The sequence below is a fragment of the Dermatophilus congolensis genome (assembly GCF_900447215.1).
GTDB lineage: Bacteria > Actinomycetota > Actinomycetes > Actinomycetales > Dermatophilaceae > Dermatophilus > Dermatophilus congolensis_A.
Genome location: NZ_UFYA01000001.1, coordinates 1,688,068 through 1,700,080 on the forward strand (window position 1 = coordinate 1,688,068; position 12,013 = coordinate 1,700,080).

Annotated in this window: 10 protein-coding genes and 1 tRNA gene; 5 read left to right on the plus strand and 6 right to left on the minus strand. The window is 60.3% G+C overall.

Features of this window, described 5'->3' with window-relative positions:
- Nucleotides 1-32 precede the first annotated feature (32 nt).
- The gene (locus DXZ77_RS11795) at nt 33-254 is read right to left on the minus strand and encodes a hypothetical protein (RefSeq protein ID WP_147279225.1); all 222 of its coding nucleotides are present in this window, start codon (nt 252-254) and stop codon (nt 33-35) included.
- A complete protein-coding gene (locus DXZ77_RS07445; protein ID WP_115031104.1) occupies nt 248-4,162 on the minus strand; it encodes a PDDEXK-like endonuclease domain-containing protein in 3,915 nt (1,304 codons plus the stop codon). Before DXZ77_RS07445 ends, DXZ77_RS11795 begins: the two co-directional genes overlap by 7 nt.
- A gap of 284 nt (nt 4,163-4,446) precedes the next feature.
- Between DXZ77_RS07445 and DXZ77_RS07455 the strand changes: the two genes are divergently transcribed.
- Together DXZ77_RS07455 and DXZ77_RS07460 are read left to right on the plus strand one after the other, a co-directional pair.
- Entirely contained in the window at nt 4,447-5,430 is a 984-nt protein-coding gene (locus DXZ77_RS07455; protein ID WP_147279226.1) for a MinD/ParA family ATP-binding protein, read from the plus strand.
- A 35-nt stretch (nt 5,431-5,465) separates the two neighbouring features.
- A tRNA-Arg gene (locus tag DXZ77_RS07460) sits at nt 5,466-5,538 on the plus strand.
- Nucleotides 5,539-5,684: 146 nt separating this feature from the next.
- Here DXZ77_RS07460 and DXZ77_RS07465 read toward each other — a convergent pair.
- Both DXZ77_RS07465 and DXZ77_RS07470 read right to left on the minus strand, forming a co-directional pair.
- Nucleotides 5,685-6,149: a hypothetical protein gene (locus tag DXZ77_RS07465; protein WP_147279227.1), complete on the minus strand. Its 465-nt coding sequence runs from the start codon at nt 6,147-6,149 to the stop codon at nt 5,685-5,687.
- A 196-nt stretch (nt 6,150-6,345) separates the two neighbouring features.
- Nucleotides 6,346-7,599, minus strand: coding sequence for an MFS transporter (locus tag DXZ77_RS07470; protein ID WP_181816066.1), 1,254 nt, complete (start codon nt 7,597-7,599; stop codon nt 6,346-6,348).
- 1,091 nt (nt 7,600-8,690) lie between these two features.
- Here DXZ77_RS07470 and DXZ77_RS07475 point away from each other — a divergent pair.
- Both DXZ77_RS07475 and DXZ77_RS07480 read left to right on the plus strand, forming a co-directional pair.
- Nucleotides 8,691-9,023 (plus strand): hypothetical protein, encoded by a 333-nt coding sequence (locus tag DXZ77_RS07475; protein ID WP_115031112.1) that lies wholly within the window; start codon nt 8,691-8,693, stop codon nt 9,021-9,023.
- Between the two features lie 90 nt (nt 9,024-9,113).
- The gene (locus DXZ77_RS07480) at nt 9,114-10,499 is read left to right on the plus strand and encodes a TrkH family potassium uptake protein (RefSeq protein WP_258553196.1); all 1,386 of its coding nucleotides are present in this window, start codon (nt 9,114-9,116) and stop codon (nt 10,497-10,499) included.
- 15 nt (nt 10,500-10,514) lie between these two features.
- On the opposite strand, the gene DXZ77_RS11800 is transcribed toward DXZ77_RS07480, so the two are convergent.
- Both DXZ77_RS11800 and DXZ77_RS07490 read right to left on the minus strand, forming a co-directional pair.
- Complete coding sequence (locus tag DXZ77_RS11800) at nt 10,515-11,063, minus strand: hypothetical protein (RefSeq protein WP_147279228.1); 549 nt, start codon at nt 11,061-11,063, stop codon at nt 10,515-10,517.
- Between the two features lie 159 nt (nt 11,064-11,222).
- Nucleotides 11,223-11,732, minus strand: a complete 510-nt coding sequence (locus tag DXZ77_RS07490; RefSeq protein WP_258553197.1) for a low molecular weight protein-tyrosine-phosphatase — start codon at nt 11,730-11,732, stop codon at nt 11,223-11,225.
- Between DXZ77_RS07490 and DXZ77_RS12055 the strand changes: the two genes are divergently transcribed.
- Nucleotides 11,731-11,892, plus strand: a complete 162-nt coding sequence (locus DXZ77_RS12055) for a hypothetical protein (protein ID WP_181816067.1) — start codon at nt 11,731-11,733, stop codon at nt 11,890-11,892. The genes DXZ77_RS07490 and DXZ77_RS12055 overlap by 2 nt on opposite strands.
- The last annotated feature ends 121 nt before the right edge of the window (nt 11,893-12,013 follow it).

Below are 12,013 nucleotides of genomic sequence, written 5' to 3' on the forward strand. Positions count from 1 at the left end.
GGTGGCCCCCTCCCTCACATGCGCGTTGATGTTCACCCCCAGTGAGGTGGGCGTTGGGAAAGAATCCACCTTTCGCGTTCACTCAACGAGGAGACATCTAAAGCAGGTGTGTTCTGGTCATCTGTGGTCGGGTCGATGATGGGGTCGACTTTTCCAGGCGGTGAGCTGACTGCGCGGCGTCGTCCTACTTTTTTGATACTGCGCTTGCCTGATTCTGCGCTCGAGGAGTCCGGCGGCGGAGGTGAAGTCACCATAGGTCGCTCGAGGTTCCGGTAGAACGATTGCGCGCCGACCGGCCAGCCACCCGGCCAGCTCGGGCATCGGCTGTGCGGATCGCTTCAATCACACGAGCGACGTCAGCACTTGGCTTTTCAGCGAGATCTTCGCTCCACACGCGCACATATTCCCATCCCATCGCGTCGAACTGTTCACCACGCAAACGTTCTCGTTCACGGGTGCAAGTCATGTCCGCGTATCGGCGCCCATCAGACTCGATCGCGACAACGATGCGTCCTGGCACGTACGGGTCTTCAACAGCCAGGTCCAGTGGCGCACAAGAACTGCCGAGGCGCTCATGCACAACAAGTCCCTCTTTGCGGAGCTGGAGCGCAAATTCGCCGAGGATGGCGTCATCACTGCGTCGGATCGTACGCAACGGAGTGACGTTGGAGGCGTGCCCACCAACTTGGCGACGCAGCACCTCACGATCGCCCCCGGAATCTGCATAGGCAATGAGGTCGTGCAGGGCACGGGCTCCCCGACTTGTCATGCGTCCGCCGTCGAGGTCACTGGCAGTCAATGAGGTGACTACGGTCAAGCGGGAACGTGCTGCAGCAACGACACAGTTGATGCGACGTTCGCCTCCGTCAAGGCCCAGCGGACCTGCCCGGTGCAGAGCTCGCCCGTCTTGGCCAGCAGCGGTACCGATAGCGAAAATCATGCGGTCACGCATGTCTCCGGGCACGCGTTCAAGGTTTTTGACGTAGAACGGTTCGCCTTCAGGGCCTGCGGTGGAGTGTTCTTGCGCCTCGAAGAAGGCCAGAACAACCGGATCAGGCTCATCGGTGAGTCGGTGACGCAGTTCGCTGAGGATATGCACGGTGTGTTCAGGGCTGACCGTAGCGATACCGAGACTGAGTTCTGGTGTGTTCCTGGCATGTTCAAGCGCCAGGCGGACAACTTCGGCGACTTCAAGGCGGGTGAGATCGCGGCTGAAGGCAGTGCTGGTGTCTCCGGGGTGTTCTTCCGGGGCGCTGACGGTGACCAAATCGATAGGCCGATCCGAGCGGGTGCTCGCGAAGGTGACGAACTCCTCGTTGTATTCGTGCAGGTTAGCGAACCCGAAAATACGTTCGTCGTCGCATCCATATTGCCAACCGAGTCGATGCTGAGGCAGAACCGAGGAGAGCTGGCTAAGGACAGACTGCGCGTGTTGGCTGGTGGCGACCATGTCGCCACGTGCGGGAGTGGATGCGGTGAGCGAGAAGGGGGCCGGGGGCAGGCCGTGGGTGTCACCAACGAGAACGACTTGTCCGGCTCGTGCGATAGCGGAAATAGATTCAGCTGTGGTGATTTGCTCGGCGCCTTCGATGATGACCAGGTCAAACCATTGTCCGGGTGGGACGGTGGCACCGACGACGAGGGGACTCATCGTCCAGATGGGGCGGGCAGCTAAAAGCGCGTCAGCGGTGTACGTGAGTAGGTCGCGAGGACGGTCGTGGTGGCTGACTTGGCGTGCTTGTGAAGCGAGGTAGGCAGCTTGGTCTGCGTAGACAACTTTGGCGTGCTTCATACGGCTGGTTGCGCGTGCCGCGACACGACGCCCACCAGTTCGTATGTACTGCTGGTCGAGGCGGATGTACTCGGCGAGTGCCTCGGCAATGGTTTCCTCATGTGTGGGTTCGTTACCGAGAGTTTCGAGGATTGACTCCCACCAAACGTGTTCGAGTTCTTCGACGGCATCGTCGGGTTTGACGTTGCGGTTGGCCAGATCATCGACAAGGGGTTGCAGCCCCAGGCGGGTAAGTTCGTCCAGTAGTGGCGTGACAGTAGGCAAGATGGTGAGCCGGTCGGTGTGTTCGGCAAGGCGAGTGACCCGGTCAGCCACCTGTGGGACCGACTGGTGTAGAAGATCTGCACCCTCACGGCTGGCTGCGAGGACTTCTTCGAGTCGGGCGATGTCCGAAGCGAGCCCGTTCCAAAGGCGGATTGCTTCATCGAGCGCATCAGGGATGCGTGGCCCGCCTCGCCCGCCGAGTGTTTGCCAGCGGGTGCGTTCGTCGCGGGCGCTAACGAGGGGGGCATGGAGTTTGATGTGGCTGTTTTGGTTTTCGCGTAGTAGGTCTTTGGCTCGGCGGGTCAGGGAGTTGCGGGCCCACCAGCCCAGGGTGATTCCTGCACGTTCGCGTTGTTCTCGGTCGGCGGTGGCGTCGACAAGAGAGTCCAGGTCTGCGGTGTAGACGTCCTCGGAAAATATGCCCATGGTGCGGCGGGCTGAGGTGAGAATGGCGAGAGCTTCAGCCCAGTCAGCAGGGCATGTGGCGGCAGGTAGGCCAACGTCGGCGAAGATGGCGTCTAGTCGGGTGGTGTCGTTGGTGAAGCGTTTACCGGCCAGGTCACGCACGAGGGTGGTGAGGCTATCGACTTGGGTTTGTTCGGTGACGCGGGCCCCAGCCCAGGGATCTTGGGGGCCGTGTGTCCAGGCACCTGCTAGCGCTGCTTGTTTGAGTGTTGCCCCTGCGGTTTCGCAGGTGGCGCGGTCCATGTGGTTGAGGACCTCAGCGGGCAGGCGCACGGTTGAGGTGGGTGGGACGCTGCGTCGAGCTAGGCGGGTACGGGCACTGAGTGCATCGAAGATGCTGACACCCCAAGGGGTTCGGGGGGCGTGGAGGTGTTCACGGTGTGCGGCGAGGCGGGCTCGGTAGTGCTCGTGGCGTTTGGTGAGGTCGGTGATGTCGGGTTCGTCGTCGTTGGTTTGGGTGGAGATGGAGTCGACGTAGGCGCGGCTGGGTTCTGCGGGTGAGTGGGCTCCGTCGGGGAAGTCCAGGACGAAGTCGCCAAGTTCGCATTGGTTGAGCCGTTTGTGTAGGTCGACCAGTGCTGTGCGCTTGTTGGCCACGACGAGGACGCGTTTACCGACGGCGAGGGCTCCGGCAACAATATTGGCGACGGTCTGGGTGCGGCCGGTGCCAGGTGCGCCGGTAATGGCCAGGGATACGCCTGCACGGACAGCGTTGATGGCGTTTTCTTGGTGGGAATCGGCGTCCAGGACAAGGAGTTCGCGCACGGCAGTGATGTCGCCGTGGTTGTCGGTGACGTCGTCGTTGGCTAGGAGCTCGCTGGCTTGGGTGTCTCCGGCGAGGGCGGCGATGACATCGTGGTCGACAAGGGTGTCGCCAAGGTCGCGTAGGTCAGCGATCATGGGCAGTTTAGCTGGCGAGAAAGTGCTGACGACTTTACGGTCGATGACTTTGAGGTCATCGAGTTCGGCTCCGAGTCGTTGGATTTCACGGAAGACCGGTTGAGGGTCGAAGCGTTGCGAAGTGTAGGCGAGGTCGACGATGTTTTCGGGGTCGATGGTGATGCCACGGCTGGCGAGATAGTTGACCAGGACGGGGTTGAGGTCGAGATCGTCGCCCAGGTCTATGTCGTAGTCACGGTGGGCGGGATCGACGGGGTGCAGGGTGCAGGAGCGGATGAGAACGGGGGCGCAGGCGCGCTGTTGGGCGCCGGGTACGTTCCAGGTGGCCATGCCGATGGCCATGAAACAGGTGCGCAGGCCGCGTTCTTCTTCGAGTTCGATAGCTTTTCCGCGGATGAGTTCTACGGTGCGGCAGGCTTGAAGGAATGCGCTGCGCTCGCGGACGAGGTCGGAGAGGCGAGTGGCGCGGCCGGCCATGAGCATGGAGACTCCGCCGGGGTGGGCGGTGGTGAGTTCGAGGTCGCTTTCGACGGAGTCTTTGTGCCAGAGGAGGGTGTTGGGGCCGCCTAGTTCGGAGAGTTCGCGTTGCCAGCGGCGCACGGCGGTAGCGACACGGTTGGCGCGGCCGGGGCGGCCGGTTTCGGTGTGGTCGTTGAGAGTGTCGCGGGCGGGGGCCTGGGCGACGTGGGTGTTGTCGGGGGAGGTGCCGGTGCCGTTGGGCTCGTTAGGCGTTGAACTCACGCTGAAATCCTATCCACTGGCGGGGGGTTCTCTTTGGAACGTATGGGTACTGGTTGTTGTCGTGGTGTGTGTGTCGCTGTGTGGGTGCTGTGTGAGCGGGGGGTGCCGGTGGGGTGGTCGGGGTGATGGTGCAGGGCGTGTCGGGTGGTTTTTAGGGATGCTGCGGTGTGGGGCGGTCGTTCTGGACGATTGCGTGAATCTCCTTGACAATGTTGAAGTTAACGGCAAGGTCCCACATATCACGCGAACCGTCGTCCACTGTCTTCGCTAGGAAAGTTCGGTACATGCCTTCGGAATCATCTATTTCGCCGGATCAGCACATCGACGCTCATATGTTGCGTCCTGCTCCTCCTGTGCCTCGCACGGGATGGAGGGGGGTTGCTTACCGGGTGACTGATGGGCGCTGGAATCCGGGGGTTTCGAGTGCCGAGCAGCGTCGCCGTGCTCGGGAGGCGCAGATCGGTGCGGCGTTAAATGGCAAGCATGTGACGGCGTACTTCTGCTTGAAGGGTGGGATTTCGAAGACGTCGACGACGGCTGCGGTGGCGACTGCGTTGGCGAATTTGCGCCCGGACCCGGTGTTGGCGATCGATGCCAATCCCGATGCCGGTGATCTTTCGGAACGTCTTGTTGGTAAGAAATTATCGGGCATTACGGAATTGGCGCGCAACATCGAGAGTGTGCACTCGGTGGAGGATTTGGCGCGGTTCACGGTGTCGGCTGGGCGGTTGGTGGTGTTGCCTGGTGAGCCGAACCCTGTGTTGGGTGATTCGTTGTCGTCGCAGGATTTTGAGCGGATCTTGGGGACGGTGCAGCGGTTTTATTCGAATGTGCACGTGGATTGCGGCACGGGGGTGACGCATCCGTTGATGAGTGGGATTTTGCGGCATGCGACGACGGTGGTGATTCCGGCTGCGTGGTCGGTGACGGGTGCACGGCGTGCGATGGAGTCGATTCAGTGGTTGCGTGACAGTGGGTTTGTGCATCTGGCTGACAACTGTGTGGTGGTGTTGACGTCGAAGGACATCGTGTCTTCGCACGTGGATAAGAAGTCGGTGCAGCGTCATTTGGCTGCTCGTTCGGAACTGATCGTGGTGCCCGCAGATCCGCATATGGCTGATGGCGGGCAGATCGATTGGGAGCATTTGAAGCCCAAAACGCGTGAGGCGTTTTTAAATATTGCTGAAGCGGTGTCGCGGCGATTCGCGACACAGCAAAGCAATGACCACGCAGCGTCCACAGGTTCGGATCTGGTGCTGCAGTCATGAGAGACTAGCGTGGTCGTGGTCTTTGTAGACCATTTGCCCTCGTAGCTCAGGGGATAGAGCACCGCTCTCCTAAAGCGGGTGTCGCAAGTTCGAATCTTGCCGGGGGCGCTCAATAAATCCACTAGTCAGAACGCATAAAACGTCGCCACTTGTCCATCTTTTAAAGTCTCTAGCGCTTTGCTGTGGCGAAAGAGCATCCAGTGACGGCCTCCGCGACGTTGACTGCGGAGAGACCGTCACCTCAAGCATCAGGGTCAGTCGGCCGTTGGTCTTTGCGAGAGACGTTTGGAAAGCTTCGCGCTGTCTCGTGCGATTTCCTCCAAATCCGCTGTAGGCCAGCTAGCGTCAGGCGACTTGGAGTAAGTAACCATGACGTCTGTGACATATTCGGTTACCTCATCCACCCTCGCCGCAAGGTAACGGCCCCACATCACAAGACCACGATCCGTCGCATCCGGCTGATCAACCAGCACGAACACATAGTTCGCCAAAAGCTCCGTTACCAGCTCGAGTGAGAGCTTCGCACCTGAAGCGGCGAGCACAGTTTGGATGAACTTGTCGAAACGCTCACTATTGGCCTCTTTCCAATCCCAGTTGTACCCATGACCCCAGTCTTCGGGCACGGCTGAGATGAGGTCCGCCACTACGCCAGCAACGTCTCCCCTCTCCACACGTTCGACAAAATCTGCCAGTTCTTCGTCCCGCATTCTGTCCGGCATTACCTCACCCATCCGTTACTTATCTCGCAAGGCACAGGGCACCCACTCAGCCACACGCTAGGGGCCAGCACAACCAGCACAAGTTGCCTCAATGAAACAGTGCGAGCGCCTATCTCGCCTCATCACTTACCGATGCGGTTTAGCTCTACCGGTAATAGAACTTTCATATGCCAGATCTGGCCTGACGACCACGCCATTACTCGCCTCTTGATGGTTCTGTTGTGTGTTCTTGCAGGAGCCGGTCCATGCCGAGGATCGGCAGAACTGTCAGGCACGAACCCGCAAGCCCTACCCACATGGCCGGGATAACACCCAAACCTGACCCGAGCCAGCCAGCGACGAGCGCTGCGGCAGGCATACTCCCCCATACAACGAACCGGATGGAGGACGTCATTCGCCCTAGAAGCCGTGGAGGGCAAACTCTCTGGCGAGTACTTACTTGGGTGATGTTGAACAGCACCGCGCCTAATGTCATTCCAACTTGCCCCACCGTGAGCAGGGCGATAGCACCAGCTGGCCTGCCCGCACCGATCCACCCAGCGAGCGGAAACAACCCCGTCGAAGCGACGGCAAGACACAGCCCTAGCGCCATCGTTGCGCCAGAGCGGAGCCGCTTGCACAGCACCGAGAGAATGACTACTCCCGCGATCCCGCCGATGGTTCCAACGCCAAGAACAATCCCCATAACCGTCGCGCTGAGGTTGAGTTCACGCAGAACGAGGATGGGCGTGAGCGTCATGACGATGGTGGAGAAAAAGTTTGACGCCCCGGTGGTAGCCACCAAACGCCGCAGCACAGGGTGCGTAGCGACGAAAGAAAGTCCTGCGCGCACATCCTGAGCGATCGTGGTCGAGGCAGCTGAGCTTCTGGAGGGTTCACGGTCGGCGACTGAGTGGAGAAGCAATCCGCATACCAGGTATGCGAGGGCGTCGATAGCGATAAGTAGGGGCGCACCAACCACGGGCACCAAGGATCCCGCAATCGCTGGCCCACCTGCTGCTGCCACCTGCGTTGATCCTTCCAGGCGCGCGTTAGCTGCCTCGATGTCTTGGCGTGCAACGAGGAAAGGCACTACAGACTGGTAGGCGACGTCAAAGAACACTGAAGCGATCCCTACGGCGATGCCGATGAGATAGAGCCAGTGCAGTTCCAGCGCTCCTGCGATCCACAGCAGCGGAACTAAAGCCAAGACGGCAGCGCGCACCCATGCAGAGCAAATCATGGTGCGTCGCTTATTCCAGCGGTCGACCCAGGCGCCGGCGGGTAGCCCTACAACGAGGTAGCACACTGTCAGTGAGGCAGTCAGGTACCCAACTTGTGCTGGGCTCGCACTAAACAAGTTGATCGCGACAATCGGGAGGGCAAACAACCCAAAACGCTGCCCGAACTGAGAGATTGTTTGTGCTGCCCAGAACCGAGCGAACATCGCAGACTTCGCTGCCGTAGTCACTATGCCCCCCGATGATGCTGTTAAAAGCCCGTCCGCTGACACAACCGACTTAGCTGCCACCCTTGCCAACCCACAAAAACGGCAAGGAACAATCATTTACGCGCCCCCAATTAGGCAAGGTTCCATCGCCACGCGCGAGCTCCCTCAAGAGGTTCTGGCGGCCCATGGCGAAGTCGGCACACCATTGCCACAAAAGAAGCTCGAGCATGAAGGCCAAGAGGCCTCCCACCGGCCGGACCCAGGGAGTAAAGCAACATAAAAACTGACTAGAGTGAGGCGGGCAGCATTGTTGAAATACACCGCATTCCGCAGTTCCCATTCAGGTGACTTATCCCTCAATGGGCGGGCAACGGCTAACAAATAAGCCACTGGGGCTGCAAGTCCAAGTAACAACCATGTGATTTCGCCGCTGATCTGGCTGGCCATCAGCGACGTCACAATCGACAGAATCCAACAGCCCACTTCAACGGCAGGATATGCACGAGGCGTCACGGCCTTCATGCGAGGCAACCCACCGCTACGTCTGCAACCGCGAGCGCGACGCCACCAGACCTAACCTTCGGCACACCTTTGAAGCCGTACTTGACAGCGTGTTGGCCGCCGTCACTGCGGCGGCCAACACGCGAAGCCTTTACCGGAGGGGCAAAGCTGTCTTCTATGATCCCTCCCGAGAGGCTGCACGGGCTAGTCACTTGCACTCCATAAGCCCCTGTCCTTCAAAGGAATCAACACTAAGGCTGTGTGTTTTCACACATTAATCCAACCCAGAAATCTCGCCGGGGGACTTTGAGGCAGCTAATACCTACTTGTGAGAATGAGTTCGACTTCTAACGTTTTAGCCAGCTTGGAAGGTGTCACGGTAGCTGGTAGGTGTCACGTTGATCTGTCTGTGCAGATGGCGCCGTAGGGTGCTGGTGTTCCCAGCCCGGTGCGCCGCGCGATCGCTTCAACCGGCATACAGCCACCTACACCACTCCCCATAGGCGTCGAAAATGCCTAGAGCGCAACAATATTCGCGCTAAGTCATTACAGTCGCTCCCATAGCCCCCGCGCCAAAACACCAGGCCAACCCCAGCTGCACGGAGCCACACATGAGCAAAAAACCACCCACCAGCATCGACACCTCCTCATGCACCCTCATCCCTTGGCTCCTCGTCACCTCCTGCGCCATGACATCCATCTACGCAGCCCATCCCTTCTGGCTCGCCATCAACTTCCTCCTCGTCGCCGCCCACCTAGCCGCCCGCGCCCTATCCACACGCCACAGCCACCCCACCAGCACCGCCCTCCTCCTGGTCGCCGCCACCCTGTGCATCCTCACTCTCTGGCACCGCCCCACCGGTGGAATCATCGCCATCGCCTTGACCTACCAGCTCATCCGCCAAGAACTCCAACACACCTCCACCGCCGCATCCCGCACATAGCCCCCGCCCAACACCACCACCTGAGCCCACCCCAACCACAACCCACCCAACAGTGGGTGGACTGCCATCCAGCGAGTAATCTCTCGCTGCGTGCCCTCACACACACGCACACCCCCGCACAAATCCCCGACAGCTACCACCCCTGCCCGCAAGCTACGGCTGCGGCCAGGACAAGCCGTCGTCGCCGGATTCGCCGCAGCCATCGCCGTCGGCACCGCCCTGCTCATGCTGCCCATCGCCACAACCGGCCCCGGCAGCGCCACTTTTGTTGAAGCACTCTTCACCGCAACCTCAGCCGTCTGTGTCACCGGCCTGACCGTCGTAGACACCGCCACCTACTGGACACCCCTGGGCCAAGTCATCATCATCGCACTCATCCAAGTAGGCGGCCTGGGCATCATGACCGTCGCATCCCTACTCGTTGCGCTGCTCTCCCACCGCTTCGCCCTCACCGCCGCACTCAACGCCGCCGAAGAAACCAAAGCGCTCGGCCCCGGCCAAGCACTCGCCGTGGTCCGCCGCGTCGTCCTCTACTCCCTAGCAATCGAAACCATCACTGCCCTAGCCCTGACCGGACGATTCATCCTCCACTACCACCAAACCCCCGGACTAGCCCTCTGGCACGGCACCTTCCACGCCATCTCCGCGTTCAACAACGCCGGATTCGCGCTGTGGACCGACAACCTCATGCACTTCGTCGCCGACCTATGGATCTGTCTACCCATCGCCGCAGCCATCATCATCGGCGGCATCGGCTTCCCTGTCCTATTCGAACTGCGCCACACCTGGAACACCCCCAACCGGTGGACCATCCACACCCGCATCGCCCTATACGCCACCGCAGCGTTCCTCATCATCGGCTGGATCGCCATCTGCACCCTCGAATGGACCAACCCCCACACCATGGGCCCCCTCGACACCAAAGGAAAGCTCCTCAGCGGATTCTTCCAATCCGTCATGCCCCGAACCGCCGGATTCAACAGCCTCGACTACAGCACCATGCACTCCCAAACATGGCTCGTCACCGACATGCTCATGTTCGTCGGCGGCTCCAGCGCAGGCACCGCAGGCGGCATCAAAGTCACCACCTTCTCCGTCCTGGCTTTCGTCATCCTCGCCGAAGTCCGTGGAGAACCCTCCGTACGCGTCTACAACCGCCGCCTCGGGCACGGCATCCAACGAGCCGCCATCACTGTGGTCCTCCTTTCGGCTCTCCTGGTCATCACCGCCACCACCGTCTTCATCATCTGCACCGAATACAGCCTCGACCGCTCACTCTTCGAAGTCATATCCGCATTCGCCACCGTCGGCCTGACCACCGGCATCACCCCCACCCTGCCCACACCAGAACGCCTCATCCTCGTAGCACTCATGTTCATCGGACGGCTCGGCCCCACCACCTTCGCCTCCGCCCTAGCGCTACAGCACCGCCGCCGCGTCTACGAACTCCCCGAAGAACGGCCCATCATCGGATAAACCGCCCAGCACGCATCACCCCTGCGAGGTCTGCAATATCACCGGCACATCTCCAACAATCTTCTGCACCATCGCTCGCCCCTGCTCCACCTCCTTGCCGTACAACCGAACCCCCACACTGTTGCCCTTCACATCACTCCACACCGCAGCCACCCGCACCCCCCTGGACAACAACGAATCTGCCTGCGACTCCACCGCGGCCTTTGCCGTCTCCAAATCCGTCAACGAGTGATCCACCACCACAACCTCAACCCCATCCACATCAGCCAAACGCTCCCGCGCCATCACCGCACCCGCAGCAGTCACCTGAACACGCAACCCACCGGTTTCCTCATCCGCCACAACCCCAGCCTGAGCTTCCCGCGGCAACGTCCGCACAATCTCATCAACCCGCTGACGCACCTGAGCCTGCGACTCGTATGCGTGCACCGCACTCACTGGCTGCTGGCTACCCGACACCGCAGCATCCGTCACCATATACACACCCGTCAGCACGCACGCCCCCACCAAAGCCGCCACTACCAAACGATTCCGCTGCTCCGACACCCGGCTTTCACTATCCACTCCGCCCCCTTCAACGACAAAAAGTACCGACCGTGCCCTCTCCCCATCGACACATCCACGACGAAGTTCACCCGTTCAACACGAACGCATTAGTTATTTCTGAACCAACCAGAAACAAAAACCGAACCAAGTTTTTACACCCCACCCCAATCTCGCCCCCTACCTGCTCTCTACCCAGTCCCGCACAAACCCAACAATCCCCGGCAACGCCCCCGCAATCTGCGCAAACGTCACATCAAAATCCTCATCACCGCCGTACCACGGATCAGCCATACCAACATCACCCGAAGCCACCGCAGCCGGATCAAACTCACGAATCATCCGGACCTTCCCAGCCTCGTCATCCCCACCAGCCAACGAACGCAACATGCGCTCATGCCGATAATCCGCAGGCAACAGCAAATCCACCTCACCAAACCACCCCACCTCAAACTGCCTCGCCCGATGCCCAGCAAAACCCGAATCCGCAACCCCATGACGCCGTAACGCCGCCACCGCACGCCGATCCATCCCATTACCCACCTCCTCAGCTGAAACCCCACACGAAGACACCTCCACCACATCCCCCAACCCCTGGCTGTCCACAGCAGCACGCACCATGAACTCCGCCATCGGAGAACGACAAATGTTGCCCCAACACACCGTCATCACACGACACACCTCAGTCATGCCCGCGAGTATGCCAACCCCAGAGGGCCAACCCAACCCCCTTCCACACCACCCCAAAACCACCCCACCCGAACAGCACCAACACCACCCCACCAACCCCAGACACACATACGCCAACCGCTTCAGCAAAGACCGCCGAGATGTGACATGCGACATGTAGTGTGGTTCGTAAAGGATTGCCGAGACGGACTCGTTCCACTCGTCGCCAACGATCACGGAAAATGCACTCATCACACCGTGACCGCCCCACCAACGACGACGTGAGGCATCCGTCCGGTAGA